Source organism: Kitasatospora cystarginea (genome assembly GCF_039533515.1).
GTDB classification, from domain to species: domain Bacteria; phylum Actinomycetota; class Actinomycetes; order Streptomycetales; family Streptomycetaceae; genus Kitasatospora; species Kitasatospora cystarginea.
The window spans coordinates 46,199-66,478 of the sequence record NZ_BAAATR010000043.1; the positions used below are offsets into that span (position 1 = coordinate 46,199).

Below are 20,280 nucleotides of genomic sequence, written 5' to 3' on the forward strand. Positions count from 1 at the left end.
CTGATCCGGAGCGTATGGGCTGATCACCGGCCCTGACGAGATGATGATCAGCCAAACTTACTGGCGAGTAATCTTCGGTCGCGACGGCCTTCCCGTCACACCAGTCCGACCCAGGAGTGGGTGCCGAGCAGGGTCTTGATGTCCGAGGCGAGGCCGTTGTCCGGGTTCACCTGGAAGCCGAGCTCGTACAGGGTGTTCTTGTCCCAGTTCGTGGTCAGCAGGCGGACCGGGGTGTCGCCCGGGTGGGCCTGCAGCGAGCGCTTGAGTTCGGCCACCAGTTCCGGGTTGATCTTCCCCGCCGGCAGGGTGATCTGCACCGGTGGCTTGCGGCCGAGTTCGGCGGAGGAGACGTCCACGGTGGTCATCTCCGCGCCGAAGATGCTGAGCGCGCCGTCGCGCTCGTTGAGCCGGCCCTTGACCGAGACCACGTTGTCCTCGACCATCTGGTCGGCCATCAGGTTGTAGGTGGCCGGGAAGAACAGCACCTCGACCGAGCCGTCGCGGTCGGCCAGCGTGATGATGGCCCAGGCGTTGCCCGCCTTGTTGATCCGGCGGTCCACGGCGGTGATCAGGCCGGAGAGTTTGACCTCACCCTCGGTTCGGCCCGAGCCGAGCAGTTCGACGATCGAGACGTCGCGGTTGCGGGAGAGCAGGTGCTCGGCCCCGTCCAGCGGGTGGCCGGAGACGTAGAGGCCGAGCATCTCCCGTTCCAGGCTGAGCAGTTGCTTTCGCGGCCACTCCCGGTCGGTGAGTTCGAAGTCCAGTCCGATGGTCGGGGTGTCGTCGCCGCCGAGCGCGCCGAACAGGTCGTCCTGGCCGATCGCCTGCTGCTTCTTCACTCCGGTGACGGCGTCGATCGCGCTCTCGTGCACGGTGCTCAGCGACAGCCGGGTGTGGCTGAGCGAGTCGAACGCTCCGGCCTTGATCAGCGAGTCCACGGTGCGCTTGTTGCAGGCGACCAGCTCGACCTTGTCCAGGAAGTCGGGGAAGGAGGTGTACTTGCCCTTCTCCTTGCGGGTCTTGATCATCGACTCGATCACCGGCACACCGACGTTCCGGACGGCCTTCAGGCCGAAGCGGACGTCGCTGCCGACTGCGGTGAAGTCGACCACGGACTCGTTCACGTCCGGGGAGAGGATCTTGATGCCCATCGACCGGCACTCGGCCAGGTAGACGGCCATCTTGTCCTTGTCGTCGGCGACCGAGGTGAGCAGTGCGGCCATGTACTCGGCCGGGTAGTTGGCCTTGAGATAGGCGGTCTGGTAGGAGACCAGGCCGTACGCGGCGGAGTGCGATTTGTTGAACGCGTAGCCGGCGAACGGGACCAGCACGTCCCAGACCGCCTGGATCGCCTCGTCCGAGTAGCCGCGCTCCTTGCAGCCCGCGTGGAACGGTACGAACTCCTTCTCCAGGACCTCCTTCTTCTTCTTGCCCATCGCGCGGCGGAGCAGGTCTGCCTGGCCGAGGCTGTAGCCGGCCAGTACCTGGGCGGCTCGCTGCACCTGCTCCTGATAGACGATCAGGCCGTAGGTGGGGCCGAGGACTTCCTTGAGCGGCTCCTCCAGCTCCGGGTGGATGGGCAGGATCTCCTGCTGGCCGTTCTTGCGCAGCGCGTAGTTGGTGTGCGAGTTCATGCCCATCGGGCCGGGCCGGTACAGCGCCGAGACGGCGGAGATGTCGGCGAACTCGGTGGGCTTCATCAGCCGCAGCAGGGCGCGCATCGGACCGCCGTCGAGCTGGAAGACGCCGAGGGTGTCGCCGCGGGCCAGCATCTGGTAGGTGGTCGGGTCGTCGATCGGGATCTTCTCGATGTCGACCTCGACGCCGCGGTTGGCCTTGATGATCTGCAGGCAGTGATCGATGATGCCCAGGTTCCGCAGACCCAGGAAGTCCATCTTGATCAGGCCCATGGCTTCGCACGACGGGTAGTCGAAGCCGGTGATGATCACGCCGTCCTTGTCCCGCATGTGCAGCGGGATCAGGTCGAGCAGCGGGGTCGAGGAGAGGATGACCGCGGCCGCGTGCACACCCGTGCCGCGGATCAGGCCCTCGATGCCCATGCCGGTGTCGATGATCTTCTTGACGTCCGGCTCGTTCTGGTACATGGCCCGGATCTCGGTGCCCTCGTTGTACCGCGGGTGCGACTCGTTGAAGAGGTCGGCGAGCGGGACGCCCTTGCCCATCACGTCCGGCGGCATCGCCTTGGTGATCCGGTCGCCCATCGAGAAGGGGTAGCCGAGGATGCGGTTGGCGTCCTTCACGGCGGCCTTGGCCTTGATGGTGCCGAAGGTGTTCACCTGGGCGGTGTAGGCGGCGCCGTACTTCTCGGTGACGTAGCGCACCATCTGGTCGCGCTGGCGGTCGTCGAAGTCGATGTCGACGTCCGGGGGGTTGATGCGCTCGGGGTTGAGGAAGCGCTCGAAGAGGAGGTCGTGCTCCAGCGGGTCCAGCTGGGTGATGCCGGTCAGGTAGGCGACCATCGAGCCGGCCGCCGAACCACGGCCGGGGCCGACCGGGATGCCGTTCTTCCGGCCGTACTCGCAGATGTCGGCGACCACGAGGAAGTAGGCGTCGAACCCCATCGGGGTGATGACGCCCATCTCCAGCTCGACCCGGTCCAGCACCTCCTGGCTCGGGCTGTCGCCGTAGCGGTGCTCGAGGCCGGCCTCGATCTTCTTGCGCAGGTACGAGGCCTGGGTCTCGCCCTCGGGGACGTCGAACTGCGGCATCCGGTCGACGTAGTCGAAGACCTCCTTGTACGACTGGACCCGCTCGGCGATCACCAGGGTGTTGTCGCACGCCTCGGGCAGGTCGCGGAACAGCTCGCGCATCTCCGCGGCGGTCTTGACGTAGTAGCCGGTGCCCTGGAACTTGAACCGGTTCGGGTCGTCCTTGTTCTTGCCCACACCGACGCAGAGCAGGCTGTCGTGCGCGTCCGCCTGGTCGGCGGTCACGTAGTGGGAGTCGTTGGTGGCCAGCAGCGGGATGTTCAGGTGCTTGGCCAGCCGCAGCAGATCCTCGCGGACATCGCGCTCGATGGACAGGTCGTGGTCCATCAGCTCCAGGAAGTAGTTCTCCTTGCCGAAGATGTCCTGGTAGGCGGCGGCGGCCTTGACCGCCTCGTCGTACTGGCCGAGCCGCAGCCGGGTCTGCACCTCGCCCGAGGGGCAGCCGGTGGTGGCGATGATCCCGGTTGAGTTCGCGGCGATCAGCTCGCGGTCCATCCGGGGCTTCATGTAGTAGCCCTCCATCGACGCGAGCGAGGAGAGCTTGAACAGGTTCCGCAGGCCGGTCGAGTTCTCGGCCCACATGGTCATGTGGGTGTACCGGCCACCGCCGGAGACGTCCTTGCCACCCTCGCCGTCCGAGCTGGCCGGGCGTTGGCCGCCCGGGGACCAGAAGGTCTGCTTCTTCTCGAAGCGCGATCCCGGCGCGACGTACGCCTCGATCCCGATGATCGGCTTCACGCCGGTCTTGGCGGCGGCGTTGAAGAACTCGTAGGCGCCGAACATGTTGCCGTGGTCGCTCATCGCGATGGCCGGCATGCCCTGCCGCTCCGCCTCCGCGAAGAGCTTGCCGTTCTTCGCCGCCCCGTCCAGCATCGAGTACTCGGTGTGGACGTGCAGGTGGGCGAACGTGTCAGACACTGCGGTTGGGCTCCTCGCGGATCGGGCCGGACAAGAACTGCTCAACCCTAGCGGGCTTCGCGAGCCGGTCCGGCCCGATCACGTGCCCAGGGGCTTCCTTGACGAGGTTTCCACGCGCGGACGCGCTCGCTATGCCAGAGTGATGCGGATGCCGACGGTGCCGTCGTTGCCGCGGCGCAGCCGGCTCCCCAACAGGGTCAGTACGCCGAGCAGGCCGTACTTCTGGCGGAGCAGCGTGCGGTAGGCCGCGGTGCGCTCGGGGGTGCAGATCTCGGCCGTGGCCGGGACCTGCTCGCCGGTCGGATTGCCGCGGACGTCGCACGGGCCGACCAGGACGTCGGCGCGGTTGCGGATGCGGCGCACCTTCCAGGAGTCGGCCACCGTCCAGATGCCGAGCGCGTCGCCGTCCCGGAGCACCCAGACCGGGGTGGGCACGCCCGTGCCGTCCTTCCGGAAGGTGGTGACCAGCAGATAGCTTCCGGCGGCGAGGCGGACCAGTCGTTCGAGCCGCTCCTGGGGCGTGTCGTTCATGCGCGGAGTTTAGACCGACCGGCCGTGTCGCCGCAGTGGCGGGGAAACCGCGCGAGGGCAGGCTGCGCGGTCGCGGGTTCATCCGAGAAGCTCCCGGGAAACCCTCGCCGGAACCAGTAAGGAATACCCTGATGGAATTCCGGTACGGTGGAATCCGCGTCGTTCGCCGGCTGATTTCCGAGCCGAAATCAAAGGGGCCGGACGGCAGGGCCCTAGGGGGCGAATAGGGGTTGTGGGGCTGTTGGAGCCGCTCTTAGCGTGACGCGGGGAGAGCAGCGTCTGCCGGCGTTTTTACGGCTGTCATAACGGCGGTCACCGGTGGGACGTCGCCCATGGCATACCGCCGCCCGGTCGGAAAACCTTCTGCGCGGGCGATACTCCGCTCGCAGCTGCAAAGCCGTAAAGAGGGCACATCAAATGGCGAATGAAGAGACACTCCGCGGCTACCTCAAGCGGGTGACGGCCGATCTGCACCAGACCCGGCTGAGGCTGCGCGAGGTGGAGGCCAAGGACCAGGAACCGATCGCCATTGTCGGAATGAGCTGCCGCCTCCCGGGAGGCGTCGGCTCGCCCGAGGAACTGTGGCAGCTGGTCGTCTCCGGCGGGGATGCGATGTCCGAGTTCCCGGCCGACCGCGGCTGGGACGTCGAGGCGCTGTACCACCCGGACCCGGACCACCCGGGCACCTCGTACACCCGAGAGGGCGGCTTCGTCCACGACCTCGCGCACTTCGACCCGGCCGTGTTCGGCATCAGCCCGCGCGAGGCCCTGGCGATGGACCCGCAGCAGCGCCTGCTGCTGGAGGCCTCCTGGGAGGCGTTCGAGCGGGCGGGCATCGATCCGCTCTCGCTGCACGGCAGCCGTACCGGCGTCTTCGCCGGCACCAGCAACCAGGACTACCTGCCCGTCCTGCTGAGCTCCACGGACGACGTCGAGGGCTACCTGGGCACCGGCAACGCGGCCAGTGTCGCCTCCGGCCGAGTGGCCTACAGCCTGGGCCTGGAAGGCCCGGCGGTCACGGTGGACACCGCCTGCTCCTCGTCGCTGGTCGCGCTGCACCTGGCGGTGCAGGCGCTGCGGAACGGCGACTGCACGCTGGCCCTGGCCGGCGGTGTGACCGTCATGAACACTCCCGGCACCTTCGTCGACTTCAGCCGGCAGCGCGGACTCGCGGCGAACGGCCGCTGCAAGTCCTTCGCCGACGCCGCCGACGGCACCGGCTGGAGCGAGGGCGTCGGCATGCTGCTGGTCGAGCGGCTGTCGGACGCCCGGCGCAACGGGCACCCGGTGTTGGCGATCGTGCGTGGAAGTGCCGTCAACCAGGACGGTGCCTCGAACGGTCTGACCGCGCCCAACGGGCCCTCGCAGCAGCGGGTCATCCTCCAGGCGCTGGCCAGTGCCCGGCTCACCCCCGACCAGGTCGACGCGGTCGAGGCGCACGGTACGGGCACCCGGCTGGGCGACCCGATCGAGGCGCAGGCGCTGCTGGCCACCTACGGCCAGGACCGGCCCGAGGGCCGGCCGCTCTGGCTGGGCTCGCTGAAGTCCAACCTCGGCCACGCCCAGGCCGCCGCCGGTGTCGCCGGCGTCATCAAGACGGTCATGGCGATCCGGCACGGCGTACTGCCGAAGACCCTGCACGTGGACCGTCCGACGCGGAACGTGGAATGGTCGGCGGGCGCGGTCGAGCTGCTGACCGAGTCCCGGCCGTGGCCGGAGACCGGCCGTCCGCGCCGGGTCGGCATCTCGTCGTTCGGTATGAGCGGCACCAATGCGCACACCATCATCGAGCAGGCGCCGGAGGAGGCCGACGCCGCAGCGGAGGGCGAGCAGGGCCCCGCCGATGCCGTGCTGCCGTGGGCGCTGTCCGGAAAGGGCGAGGCGGCCCTGCGCGGGCAGGCGACGCGGCTGCTGTCCTGGCTGGAGACCGCACCCGAGCTCGCGACGGGCGATGTCGGCTACTCGCTGGCGGTGGGCCGTGCGGCGCTGGAGCGCCGTGCCGTCGTGGTCGCCGAGGACCGTGCCGAGTTCCTGCGCGCGCTGGGCGCGCTGGCCGCCGGTGAGGCCGCGGCGAACGTGGTGCAGGGCTCGGTGGTCGAGGGACGGCTGGCGTTCCTGTTCACGGGGCAGGGGAGTCAGCGGGCCGGGATGGGCCGCGAGTTGTACGAGGCGTTCCCGGCGTTCGCCTCCGTTCTGGACACCGTCTGCGCGGAGCTGGACGGGTACCTGGAGCGTCCGCTGCGTGAGGTGGTCTTCGGCGGCGAGGGGCTGGATGAGACCGGTTACACGCAGCCGGCGCTGTTCGCGGTCGAGGTGGCGCTGTTCCGGTTGGTGGAGTCGTGGGGTGTTCGGCCGGATGTGCTGGCTGGTCATTCGATCGGTGAGCTGGCCGCGGCGCATGTGGCGGGTGTGCTGTCGTTGGCGGACGCCGCCAAGCTGGTGGCCGCCCGTGGGCGGTTGATGCAGGCGCTGCCTTCGGGTGGTGCGATGGTGGCGGTGCAGGCCTCGGAGGCCGAGGTGCTGCCGCTGCTGGCCGGCGAGGTGGGTATCGCGGCGGTCAACGGGCCTTCCTCGGTGGTGATTTCGGGCGTCGAGGCGGCTGTGCTGGCGGTGGCGGAGCAGTTGGCGGCGCAGGGTCGGAAGACCAAGCGGCTGACGGTGAGTCACGCGTTCCACTCGCCGTTGATGGAGCCGATGCTGGCGGAGTTCCGCAAGGTCGCCGAGGGCTTGAGCTTCGCCGAGCCGCGGATTCCGATCGTGTCGACGCTGACGGGTGGGGTGGCTTCGGCGGAGGAACTGTGCTCGCCCGAGTACTGGGTGCGCCACGTCCGCGAGGCCGTCCGCTTCTGCGACGCGGTGCGCACGCTGGAGGGCGAAGGCGTCCGTACGTATCTGGAGTTGGGCCCGGACGGGGTGCTGTCCGCGATGGGGCAGGAGTGCGTGAGCGAGGACGCGGCGTTCGCGTCGGTGCTGCGCTCCGGCCGCCCGGAGGCGCGGGCGCTGACCACCGCTGTCGCGCAGGCCTACGTCCGTGGCACGGCCGTGGACTGGGCGGCGGTGTTCGCGGGTCGGGGTGCCCGTCGGGTGGATCTGCCCACCTACGCCTTCCAGCGGCAGCGCTACTGGCCGACGCCCGCGGCCTGGGACGAGACCGCCACGGCGGCCGGCGGTGGCAGCGACCCCGTGGACGCCCGGTTCTGGGAGGCCGTTGAGCGCGGCGACCTGGAGATGCTCACCGCGACCCTGGACCTGGACGGCGATCAGCCGCTGAGCTCGGTGCTGCCGGCCCTGACGGCCTGGCGCAGGCAGAGCAGGGACCAGTCCACGGTCGAGGGCTGGCGCTACCGGGTCAGCTGGCGGCCGGTTGCCGAGGTGGCGTCGGCCACGGTCGCGGGCGACTGGCTGCTGGTGGTCCCGGTCGGCTGTGCCGAACCCGAGTGGGCCTCGGCTTCGGCCGGAGCGCTGACGCGGTGCGGCGTCCGGGTACGGCAGGTCGAGTTCGACCCGGCGACGGCGGCCCGGCCCGAGCTGGCCGAGCAGCTGCGCGCCGCCCTGCCCGAGGACGGGCAGCAGATCGCCGGTGTGCTCTCGCTGCTCGCCCTGGTGGACGGCTCCCACCCCGGACTCCCGTCCGCGCCGGCCGGTCTCACCGGCACCCTGGCACTGGTCCAGGCACTCGGGGACGCTGGGATCGAGGCGCCGCTGTGGTGCGCCACCCGCGGTGCGGTCTCGACCGGGCGGTCCGACCGGCTGCAGGACCCGAGGCAGAATCAGGTCTGGGGTCTGGGCCGGGTGGTGGCGCAGGAGTACCCGGAGCGCTGGGGCGGTCTGATCGACCTTCCCGAGACCCCGGACGAGCGCGCGGTCAGCCGGCTGGTCGCCGTGCTGGCCGGCCTCGGTGACGAGGACCACCTCGCCGTCCGCGCCTCCGGGATCCTCGCCCGCCGACTGGTACGGGCCCCGCACGGCGACGCCGTCGCCCAGGGCTGGTCCCCGCGTGGTACCGCGCTGGTGACCGGTGGTACGGGCGCCCTGGGCGCCCATGTCGCCCGCTGGCTCGCCCGGGCCGGCGCCGAGCACCTGGTACTGACCAGCCGCCGGGGCCGCGATGCCGAGGGAGTCGCCGAACTGGAGGCGGAGCTCACCGGCCTGGGCACCAGGGTGACCGTCGCCGCGTGCGACGTCGCCGACCGTGAAGCGCTCGCAGCGCTGCTCGACTCGCTCCCCGCCGAGTACCCGCTGAACACCGTGGTGCACGCGGCCGGTGTCCTGGACGACGGCGTGCTGGACGCGCTGACGCCGGAGCGACTGGCGAACGTGCTCCGTCCCAAGGTGGACGCGGCCGTCAACCTGGACGAGCTCACCCGGGAGCTCGACCTCTCGGCCTTCGTGATGTTCTCGTCCTTCGCCGGTACCTTCGGCGGCCCCGGCCAGGCGAACTACGCCGCCGCGAACTCCTTCCTGGACGCGCTCGCCGAGCAGCGCCGCGCCGCCGGACTCCCCGCCACCGCCATGGCCTGGGGCGCCTGGGCCGAGGGCGGTATGGCCGTGGACGAGGTCGTCACCGAGCGACTGCGCCGAGGCGGCGTGCCCGCGCTCGCCCCGGACCTCGCCGTCGCCGCCATGCAGCACGCGCTGGACCGCGACGAGACCTTCTCGATCGTGGTGGACATCCTCTGGGACCGATTCGCCCCCCAGTACACGGCCATCCGGCCGAGTACCCTCTTCGCCGAACTCCCCGAGGCCCAGCGGGCGATGGCGGCCGCCGACGCGGAGGAGGCCGCCCAGTCCGACAACTCCTCGCTCCAGCAGCGGCTGGCCAACGCCTCGGAGAGCGAGCGCAGCCGGCTGGCGCTGGACTTCGTCCGCGCCCAGGTCGCCGCGGTGCTCGGCTACTCCGGTCCCGACGCGGTCGAACCCGCTCGCGCCTTCCGCGAGTTGGGCTTCGACTCGCTGACCGCGGTCGAGCTGCGCAACCTGCTGGCCGCGCTCACCGGCCTGCGCCTGCCCGCCACGCTGGTCTTCGACTACCCGAGCGCCACCGCGCTCGCCGAGCACCTGTGCGCCGAGATCCTGGGTGCCGCGCCGGCCGTGGCCCCCGTCGCCCCGGTGCCGGCGGCGGGTGCGGTGGACGACGACCCGATCGCGATCGTCGGCATGAGCTGCCGCTTCCCGGGCGGCGTCGGCTCGCCCGAGGACCTGTGGCGGCTGCTGGCCGCCGGGACGGACGCCCTCGCCGGCTTCCCGACCGACCGCGGCTGGGACCTCGAGGCCGTCTACCACCCGGATCCGGAGCACCCCGACACCACCTATGTGCGCGAGGGCGGCTTCCTGGACCAGGCCGGGCACTTCGACCCCGGCTTCTTCGGGATCTCGCCGCGTGAGGCGCTCGGCATGGATCCCCAGCAGCGACTGCTGCTCGAGGTCTCCTGGGAGGCGTTCGAGCGGGCGGGCATCGACCCGGCCTCGCTGCGTGGCAGCCGTACCGGCGTCTTCACCGGTACCAACGGCCAGGACTACCTGCCGCTGATCCTCAGCGCGCCCGATGGCTCCGAGGGCTTCCTCGGCACCGGCAACGCGGCCAGCGTGATGTCCGGCCGAGTGGCCTACAGCCTGGGCCTGGAGGGCCCGGCCGTGACCGTGGACACCGCGTGCTCGTCCTCGCTGGTCGCGCTGCACTGGGCGATCCAGGCGCTGCGGGCGGGGGAGTGCTCGCTGGCCCTGGCCGGCGGTGTGACCGTGATGTCCACCCCGGGTGCGTTCGTCGACTTCAGCCGGCAGCGCGGGCTCGCGGAGGACGGCCGCTGCAAGGCGTTCGCCGATGCCGCCGACGGCACCGGCTGGGGCGAGGGCGTCGGCATGCTGCTGGTCGAGCGGCTCTCGGACGCCCGGCGCAACGGGCATCCGGTGCTGGCGATCGTGCGCGGAAGCGCCGTCAACCAGGACGGTGCCAGCAACGGTCTGACCGCGCCCAACGGGCCGTCCCAGCAGCGGGTGATCCGGCAGGCGCTGGCCTCGGCCGGCCTGTCCGCCGGTGAGGTGGACGCCGTCGAGGCGCACGGTACCGGCACCGCACTGGGCGACCCGATCGAGGCCCAGGCGCTGCTCGCCACCTACGGCCGGGAGCACTCGGACGACCGTCCGCTGTGGCTCGGTTCGCTGAAGTCCAACATCGGGCACACCCAGGCCGCGGCGGGTGTCGCCGGTGTGATCAAGATGGTGATGGCGATGCGGCACGGTGTGCTGCCGCAGACCCTGCACGTCGACGAGCCCACCCACCAGGTCGACTGGTCGGTGGGTGCGGTCTCGCTGCTCACCGAGGCGCAGCCGTGGCCGGAGACCGGCCGTCCGCGCCGGGCGGCGGTGTCCTCCTTCGGCGTGAGCGGTACCAACGCGCACACCGTCATCGAACAGGCGCCGCCCGTCGAGGAGGCTGCCGAGGACGAGACCCCGGCGGTGGCGACGCCGGTGGCGCCGTGGCCGCTCTCCGCCCGGACGGCGGAGGCACTGCGCGGTCAGGCCGAGCGGCTGCGCGAGCTGCTGGAGCACGGGTCCGGTCTCGAACCGGTGGATGTGGGCTACTCGTTGGCGATGGGCCGGTCCGCGATGGAGCGCCGTGCCGTCGTGGTGGCCGAGGATCTGGCGGGCGTCGTCCAGGGCCTGGAGGCGCTTGCCGCGGGTACCAATGTGCCCGGCCTGGTCGAGGGAACGGCGGGCCTCGGCCGGCTGGCGTTCCTGTTCACGGGGCAGGGGAGTCAGCGGGCCGGGATGGGCCGCGAGTTGTACGAGGCGTTCCCGGCGTTCGCCTCCGTCCTGGACACCGTCTGCGCGGAGCTGGACGGGTACCTGGAGCGTCCGCTGCGTGAGGTGGTCTTCGGCGGCGAGGGGCTGGACGAGACCGGTTACACGCAGCCGGCGCTGTTCGCGGTCGAGGTGGCGCTGTTCCGGTTGGTGGAGTCGTGGGGTGTTCGGCCGGATGTGCTGGCTGGTCATTCGATCGGTGAGCTGGCCGCGGCGCATGTGGCGGGTGTGCTGTCGCTGGCGGACGCCGCCGCTCTGGTGGCCGCCCGTGGCCGCCTGATGCAGGCGCTGCCTTCGGGTGGTGCGATGGTGGCGGTGCAGGCCTCCGAGGAGGAGGTGCTGCCGCTGCTGGCGGACGAGGTGGGCATCGCGGCGGTCAACGGGCCGACGTCGGTGGTGATTTCGGGCGTCGAGGCGGCCGTTGTCGCGGTCGCCGAGCAGCTTGCGGCGCAGGGCCGGAAGACCAAGCGGCTGACCGTGAGCCACGCCTTCCACTCGCCGCTGATGGAGCCGATGCTCGCCGAGTTCCGCACCGTCGCCGAGGGGCTGACGTTCGCCGAGCCACGGATCCCGATCGTGTCGACGCTGACCGGGCAGGCGGCTTCGGCGGAGGAGCTGTGCTCGCCCGAGTACTGGGTGCGCCACGTCCGCGAGGCCGTCCGCTTCTGCGACGCGGTGCGCACGCTGGAGGGCGAAGGCGTCCGTACGTATCTGGAGTTGGGCCCGGACGGGGTGCTGTCCGCGATGGGGCAGGAGTGCGTGAGCGAGGACGCGGCGTTCGCGTCGGTGCTGCGCTCCGGCCGCCCGGAGGCGCGGGCGCTGACCACCGCCGTCGCGCAGGCCTACGTCCGTGGCACGGCCGTGGACTGGGCGGCGGTGTTCGCGGGCCGGGGTGCTCGGCGGGTGGATCTGCCCACCTACGCCTTCCAGCGCGAGAGGTACTGGCCGAACGTGCCGCCGCTGGGTGCGGGCGATGTGACCATGGCCGGCCTCGGTACGGCGGACCACCCGCTGCTGGGCGCGGCGGCCGAACTGCCGGACTCGGGTGGGCTGGTGTTCACCGGGCGGCTGGCGCTGTCCACCCACCCGTGGCTGGCGGACCACGCAGTGCTGGGCAGTGTGCTGCTGCCGGGTACGGCCTTCGTCGAACTGGCCGTCCGGGCCGGCGACCAGGTGGGCTGCGACCTGCTGGAGGAGCTGACCCTTGCGGCGCCGCTCGTGCTGCCGGAGCAGGGCGGGGTGCAGCTGCGCCTCACCCTGGGCGCGGCCGACGAGTCGGGCGCCCGGGCGCTGAGCCTGCACTCCCGCCGTGAGGACGCTCCCGCGGAGGAGCCGTGGACCCGGCACGCGACCGGTCTGCTGGCTCCCGGCGCGCAATCGCCCGGCTTCGACCTGGGCGAGTGGCCGCCGGCCGGTGCGACCGAGGTCGAGCTGGATGGCCGGTACGAGGTGCTGGCGGGGATCGGCTTCGACTACGGCCCGGTCTTCCAGGGTCTGCGCCGGGCCTGGCGGCGAGGGGACGAGGTCTTCGCTGAGGTGAGCCTGCCGGAGCAGGCCGAGGCCGAGGCCGGCTTGTTCGGTCTGCACCCGGCCCTGTTGGACTCGGCGCTGCACGCGCTCGGCCTGGCGGCCCCCGAGGGGACCGACTGGCGGGGCAGGCTGCCGTTCTCCTGGACCGGCGTGTCGCTGCACGCGGCCGGCGCCTCGGCGCTCCGGGTGCGCCTGGCGGCGGCCTCCTCGGACGGCGTCTCGCTGGAGCTGGCCGACGAGGCCGGCCGGCCGGTGGCGTCGGTGGACGCGCTGGTGCTGCGGGCCCTGTCGGCCGAGCAACTGCGCTCGGCGCAGAGCGTGTTCCATGAGTCGCTGTTCCGCCCCGAGTGGGTGGCACTGCCCGCCGGCCCGGCGTCCGAGGACGAGCGCTGGGCGGTGCTCGGCGGCGATGCGCAGGTGCTGGGCGACCTCGGACGAGCCGTCGAGGCGTACCCGGATCTCGCGGCGCTCGCGGCGAGCGGGGACGTTCCCGACCTGGTGCTCGCACCATGCCTGGGACCGGACGTCCCGGAGGAGCAGGACACCGTCGCCATCGTCCGGGAGACCGTGAACCGGGTCCTGGGCCTCGTCCAGTCGTGGCTGGCCGAGGACCACTTGGCCGGTGCCCAGCTGGTGGTGGTGACCCGTGGCGCGGTGGCGACCATCGCCGACGCGGATGTCACCGACCTGGCCCACGCCGCCGTGTGGGGTCTGGTGCGCTCGGCGCAGACCGAGAACCCCGGACGGATCGTCCTGGTGGACCTGGACGGCGAGGCGTCGTCCCGCCGGGCGCTGGGCACCGTACTCACGGCGGAGGAGCCGCAGCTGGCCGTCCGGAAGGGTGTGCCGCACGCGCTCCGGCTGGCCCGGGTCGAGGTGTCGGAAGAGCCCGAGGCCAAGGGGTTCGGCCCCGAGGGCACGGTTCTGATCACCGGTGGTACGGGTGCGCTGGGTGCGCTGGTGGCCCGGCATCTGGTGGCTGAGTACGGTGTCCGGCAGCTGCTGCTGACCAGCCGCCGTGGTGCGGATGCGCCGGGTGCGGAGGAACTGCGGTCCGAGCTGGCCGAGTCGGGCGCGGAGGTCACGCTGGCGGCGTGTGACGCGGCCGACCGGGAGGCGCTCGCCGCCCTGCTCGCCTCGGTGCCCGCCGAGCGGCCGCTCACGGCGGTCGTCCACACCGCGGGCGTCACCGACGACGGTGTGCTGTCCTCGCTCACTCCCGAGCGGATCGAGCGGGTGCTGCGGCCCAAGGCCGAAGGCGCCTGGAACCTGCACGAGTTGACCGCCGGCCTCGACCTCTCGGCGTTCGTGCTGTTCTCCTCCGCCGCCGGTGTCTTCGGCGGTCCCGGACAGGGCAACTACGCCGCCGCCAACGCCTTCCTGGACGGGCTGGCGCACCACCGCGCGGCCCGCGGCCTGCCGGCGACCTCGCTGGCCTGGGGCCTGTGGGCGCAGAGCAGCGGAGTCAGCGGGCACCTGGACGACAACGACCTGGCCAGGATGGAGCGTTCGGGTCTGGGTGCGCTCTCCTCGGACGAGGGCCTGGCGCTGTTCGACGCCGCGCTGAAGTCCCCGGGAGAGGTGCTGGTCCCGATGCACGTCCGGGTGGCCGCGCTGCGGACGCAGGCGGCGGCCGGACTGGTGCCCCCGCTGCTGCGCGGACTGGTCCGCACCCCGGTGCGCCGGGCCGTCGAGGCGGCGGCACGCGGCGCGGGCTCCGAGTCCGAACTGGTGCGCCGGCTGGCCCCGCTGGCCTTCGCCGAGCAGGAGCGTGCGCTGCTGGACCTGGTCCGCGGGCAGGTCGCGGCGGTGCTGGGCTACTCGGGCGCCGAGGCCGTGGACGGCGAACGGGCGTTCAGGGAGCTTGGCTTCGACTCGCTGACCGCCGTCGAGCTCCGCAACCAGCTGAACGCGGCGACGGGGCTGCGACTGCCCGCGACGCTGATCTTCGACTACCCCAGCCCGGCCACGCTGGCGGGCCACCTGCGCACCGAACTCCTGGGCGCCGAGCGGGAGTCGGACCTGCCTGCGACGGCCTTGGCGGTGGCGGCAGACGACGACCCGATCGCGATCGTCGGTATGGCCTGCCGCTACCCCGGCGGGGTGACCAGCCCCGAGGAGCTGTGGCAGCTGATCGCCGGGGAACGCGACGGGATCTCCCTGTTCCCGACCGACCGCGGCTGGGACCTCGACGCCCTGTACGACCCGAACCCGGACAACCCCGGGACCTCGTACACCCGCGAGGGCGGCTTCCTGCACGACGCCAACTACTTCGACCCGGCCTTCTTCGGCATCTCGCCGCGTGAGGCGCTGGCGATGGACCCGCAGCAGCGCCTGCTGCTGGAGACCACCTGGGAGGTGTTCGAGCGGGCCGGCATCGATCCGGCCACCATGCGCGGCAGCCGTACCGGTGTCTTCGCCGGCGTGATGTACCACGACTACGGCACCCGACTGCGGACCGCCCCCGACGAGGTCGAGGGCTACCTCGGCACCGGCAGCTCCAGCAGCGTCGTCTCCGGCCGGGTCGCGTACACCTTCGGTCTGGAGGGTCCGGCGGTCACCGTGGACACCGCTTGCTCCTCCTCGCTGGTCGCGCTGCACCTGGCGAGCCAGGCGCTGCGAGGCGGCGAGTGCACCATGGCGCTGGCCGGCGGTGTGACGGTGATGTTCACCCCCGGTACGTTCGTCGAGTTCAGCCGCCAGCGCGGGCTGGCGGAGGACGGCCGCTGCAAGTCCTTCGCGGCGGCGGCGGACGGCACCGGCTGGGGTGAGGGTGCGGGCATGCTGCTGGTCGAGCGCCTCTCGGACGCCCGCCGCAACGGGCACCCGGTGCTGGCCGTGGTGCGGGGTAGTGCGATCAACCAGGACGGTGCGTCCAACGGTCTGACGGCGCCCAACGGTCCGTCCCAGCAGCGGGTGATCCGGCAGGCACTCGCCAACGCCGGGATCCCGGCCGGGCAGGTGGACGCGGTGGAGGCGCACGGCACCGGCACCACGCTGGGCGACCCGATCGAGGCGCAGGCGCTGCTCGCCACCTACGGTCAGGACCGCATCGACGACCAGCCGCTCTGGCTCGGCTCGGTGAAGTCCAACCTCGGCCACACCCAGGCCGCTTCGGGCGTCGCGGGTGTGATCAAGATGGTGATGGCGATGCGGCACGGTGTGCTGCCGCGCACCCTGCACGTCGACGAGCCCTCGCCGCACGTGGAGTGGTCGGCGGGCGCGGTCTCGCTGCTGACGGAGGCGCAGCCGTGGCCGGAGACCGGCCGTCCGCGCCGCGCGGCGGTCTCCTCGTTCGGTATCAGCGGTACCAACGCCCACACCATCCTGGAGCAGGCACCGCCCACCGAGGACACGGTGCCGGCGGACGGCGGGATCGAGGCGGGCGACACCCGCACGACGCTGCCCTGGGTGCTGTCGGCGAAGGGCGAGCCTGCCCTGCGGGCCCAGGCGGCCCGGCTGCACGCCTTCGCGGACGAGCAGCCCGAGCTGAGCCCGGTCGACGTCGGCCACTCGCTGGCGACCACGCGCGCCGCTCTGGAGCAGCGAGCCGTGGTCATCGCCGACGACCGCACGGAGTTCCTGCGCGGGCTGGCCGCGCTGGCGGCCGGTGAGGCCCCGGCGAACGTGGTGCAGGGCTCGGTGGCCGGTGGCCGCCTGGCGTTCCTGCTCACCGGGCAGGGGAGCCAGCGGGCCGGGATGGGCGCCGAGTTGTACGAGGCGTTCCCGCATTTCGCCGAGGCCTTCGACGCGGTGTGTGCGGAGCTGGACGGGCACTTGGACCGTCCGCTGCGCGAGGTGGTGTTCGGCGGCGAGGAGTTGGATCAGACCGGTTACACGCAGCCGGCGCTGTTCGCGATCGAGGTGGCGCTGTTCCGCCTCGTCGAGTCGTGGGGCGTCCGGCCGGACGCGCTGGCGGGTCACTCGATCGGTGAGCTGGCCGCCGCGCACGTGGCGGGTGTGCTCTCGCTTGCGGACGCCGCCGCTCTGGTGGCGGCTCGCGGCCGGCTGATGCAGGCGCTGCCCACTGGCGGTGCGATGGTGGCGGTGCAGGCATCCGAGGACGAGGTTCTGCCGTTCCTCACCGAGGAGTTGGAGATCGCGGCGGTCAACGGTCCGACCTCGGTGGTGATCTCGGGGGCTGAGCAGGCCGTGCTGGAGGTCGCGGAGAAGCTGGCCGCCGACGGCCGCAAGACCAAGCAGCTGACGGTGAGCCACGCGTTCCACTCGCCGCTGATGGAGCCGATGCTGGCGGAGTTCCGTACCGTCGCCGAGGGCCTGACCTTCGCCGAACCGCGCATCCCGATCGTCTCCACCCTCACCGGCTCGGTCACGGACGAGATCCGCACCGCCGACTACTGGGTGCGCCACGTCCGCGAGGCCGTCCGCTTCCACGAGGCGGTCCGCACCCTGGAGGGCGAAGGCGTCCGTACGTACGTGGAGTTGGGCCCGGACGGGGTTCTCTCCGCAATGGGCCAGGAGTGCGTGAGCGAGGACGCGGTGTTCGCGCCCGTGCTGCGCTCCGGTCGGCCGGAGGTACGGTCGCTGACCACCGCCCTCGCACAGGCCCACGTCCGTGGCACGGCCGTCGACTGGCCGGCCGTGTTCGCAGGCCTGGGGGCAGCACGGGTCGAACTGCCCACGTACGCCTTCCAGAAGGAGCGCTACTGGCTGGACACGGGCGTGTCCGCAGGCGACATGGCGTTGGCGGGACTCGACCTGGCCGGCCACCCGCTGCTGGGCGCGGCGGTCGAACTGCCCGACTCGGGCGGATTCGTGTTCACCGGGCGGCTGGCGCTGTCGACGCATCAGTGGCTGGCCGACCACGCGGTACTGGGCAGCGTGCTGCTGCCGGGTACGGCCTTCGTCGAACTGGCCGTCCGGGCCGGCGAGGAGGTGGGCTGCGGGCTGCTGGACGAACTCACGCTGGAGGCGCCGCTGGTGCTGCCCGAGCGCGGTGGTGTGCAACTGCGCCTCACGCTGGGGGCGGCCGACGAGTCGGGTGCCCGGGCGCTGAGTCTGCACTCCCGCCGTGAGGACGTCCCGGCCGAGGAGCCGTGGACCCGGCACGCGACCGGTCTGCTGGCCCCGGGTGCACAGGAGCCGGGGTTCGACCTCGGTGAGTGGCCGCCGGCCGGTGCCGAGCCGATCGACGTGGACGGGCTGTACGAGGGAGTCGCGAAGGCCGGCCTGGACTACGGTCCGGTCTTCCAGGGCCTGCGCCGGGCCTGGCGCCGCGACGGCGAGGTCTTCGCGGAGATCCGGCCCGCGCCGGACGGGCCCGGCCTGGACACCGCGCCGTACGGGCTGCACCCCGCGCTGCTGGACGCCGCCCTGCACGGGGTCGGCCTCGGCGGTCTGGTCCGTGACGCCGACCAGGACGCGGGCCGCGCCCGGCTGCCGTTCTCCTGGGGTGGGGTCCGGCTGCACGCTGCGGGTGCTTCCGCGCTGCGGGTGCGGCTGGCCTCGGCCGGTTCGGACAGCGTGTCGCTGTGGCTGGCGGACGAGTCGGGCAGGGCGGTCGCGTCGGTGGACGCGCTGGTGCTGCGGGCGGTCTCGGCGGAACAACTGCGCTCGGCGCAGGGCGCGTTCCAGGAGTCGTTGTTCCGCCCCGAGTGGGCGGCACTGCCTGCCGGGCCGGCCGTCGAGACCGGAGGCTGGGCCGTGCTGGGGTCCGGCGCCGACCTGGACGGCTTCGAGCGGAGCGTCGAGGTGTACCCGGACCTGGCGGCGCTGGCCGCGAGCGGGGACGCCCCCGAGGTGGTGTTCGCCCCCTTCGTCGGGACGGGTGCCGCCGGGGCGGACACCGCAGCCGCCGCCCGGGGCGCCACCCGGCGCGCCCTGGAGCTCGTCCAGTCCTGGCTGGCCGAGGACAGGTTCGCCGACGCCCGCCTGGTGGTGGTGACCCGTGGTGCGGTGGCGACCGCCGCCGACGCGGATGTCACCGATCTGGTGCACGCTCCGGTCTGGGGTCTGCTGCGCTCGGCCCAGGGCGAGAACCCGGGGCGGATCGTCCTGGTGGACCTGGACGGTGACGGCGCCTCGCTCGGTGCGCTCCCGGCCGCACTCGCCTCCGGCGAGCCGCAGCTGGCCGTCCGGCAGGGCGTCCCGCACGCCTTTCGGCTGGCCCGGGTCCCGGCCGTCACCGAGCAGGCCGCCGAGCCCAGGGCCTTCGGGCCGGAGGGCACGGTTCTGATCACCGGTGGTACGGGTGCGCTGGGTGCGCTGGTGGCCCGGCATCTGGTGGCCGAGTACGGTGTCCGGCAGCTGCTGCTGACCAGCCGCCGTGGTGCGGATGCGCCGGGTGCGGAGGAACTGCGGTCCGAGCTGGCCGAGTCGGGCGCGGAGGTCACGCTGGCGGCGTGTGACGCGGCCGACCGGGAGGCGCTCGCCGCCCTGCTCGCCTCGGTGCCCGCCGAGCGGCCGCTCACCGCGGTCGTCCACACCGCGGGCGTGCTCGACGACGGGATCGTCTCGACGATGACTCCCGAGCGGCTGGACGGGGTGCTGCGTCCGAAGGTGGACGCGGCCTGGCACCTGCATGAACTGACGGGTCATCAGAACCTCTCGGCGTTCGTCCTGTTCTCCTCCTCCGCCGGTGTCTTCGGCGGCCAGGGACAGGCGAACTACGCCGCAGCGAACACCTTCCTGGACGCGCTGGCGCAGCACCGCAAGGCACGCGGCCTCGCGGCGAGTTCGCTCGCCTGGGGCCTGTGGGCGCAGGACGGCGGCATGGCGGGCGGCCTGGACGAGGCTGACGTGGCCCGGATGGCCAAGGCCGGGCTGGCGCCGCTGTCCCCGGCGGAGGGCCTGGCGCTGTTCGACGCGGCGACCGGCGGTCAGGACGACGCGGTGCTGGCTCCGATGCGGCTCGACGTGGCCACGCTGCGGGCCCAAGGCGATCCCGAGCTGGTGCCGCACCTGCTGCGGGGGCTGGTCCGGGTGCCGGTCCGGCGGTCGTCGGCGGGAGCGGGCGCCCAGGTGGCCGAAGAGCGCACACTGGCCCAGCAGTTGGCCGGTCTGCCGGACGCCGAGCGGGACCGCGTCCTGCTGGACGCGGTGCGGACCCAGGTGGCCGCGGTGCTCGGCTACGGCGGCCCCGAGGCGATCGAACCGGGACGCGGTTTCGTCGAGCTCGGCTTCGACTCGCTGACCGCCGTCGACCTGCGCAACCGTCTGGGCGCGCTGGCCGGGGTGCGGCTGCCGGTCACGCTGATCTTCGACTACCCGACCCCGGGCGCCCTGGCCGCCTACCTGCGGGAGGAGATCCGCCAGGACGAGGCGTCGGCCGCGCCGGTACTTCCGATCGGTGCGGAACTCGACCGCCTGGAGTCGATCCTGGCCAACCTCGCCGCCGGTGAGGAGGAGCGGCGCAGCGTCACCGCCCGCCTGCGGTCCCTGCTGTCGATGTGGACCGAGGCCCAGGGCCCGGACACCGAGTCGGCGGCGGCCGACGCCGAGCTCGAGTCGGCGACGGCGGACGAGCTCTTCAGCCTGCTGGACGAGGAACTCGGTCTGTCCTGATCCGACCCCGCCGGGGCCTGCCGACCGATCGGGTCGGCGGGCCCCGGCGCACTCGGCTCCCGTGCCCGCCGTCCGGGGACGGAGCACCGTCCCGTCCCGGGGCGGCGGCCGCGGCGATCGGTGGGCCGCTGCGGCCGGCGGCCACCAGCGCCGGTCATCGGCGGTCGTCCGAAATGACAGTGGTCGTCCGCGGTGGGAGCGGACATGCGGCGGGCCCCGGGAGTGATCCCGGGGCCCGCCGCATGTC

General features: G+C 72.4%; 3 protein-coding genes. 1 reads left to right on the forward strand and 2 read right to left on the reverse strand.

The features are described from left to right. Window positions 1-95: 95 nt before the first annotated feature. Together dnaE and ABD369_RS33170 are read right to left on the reverse strand one after the other, a co-directional pair. Window positions 96-3,647 (reverse strand): DNA polymerase III subunit alpha, encoded by a 3,552-nt coding sequence (gene dnaE / locus ABD369_RS33165; RefSeq protein WP_344640323.1) that lies wholly within the window; start codon window positions 3,645-3,647, stop codon window positions 96-98. 129 nt (window positions 3,648-3,776) lie between these two features. Continuing rightward, complete coding sequence (locus ABD369_RS33170) at window positions 3,777-4,178, reverse strand: PPOX class F420-dependent oxidoreductase (protein WP_344640324.1); 402 nt, start codon at window positions 4,176-4,178, stop codon at window positions 3,777-3,779. Between the two features lie 417 nt (window positions 4,179-4,595). Here ABD369_RS33170 and ABD369_RS33175 point away from each other — a divergent pair, with 417 nt between their 5' ends. After that, complete coding sequence (locus ABD369_RS33175; RefSeq protein WP_344640325.1) at window positions 4,596-20,033, forward strand: type I polyketide synthase; 15,438 nt, start codon at window positions 4,596-4,598, stop codon at window positions 20,031-20,033. The last annotated feature ends 247 nt before the right edge of the window (window positions 20,034-20,280 follow it).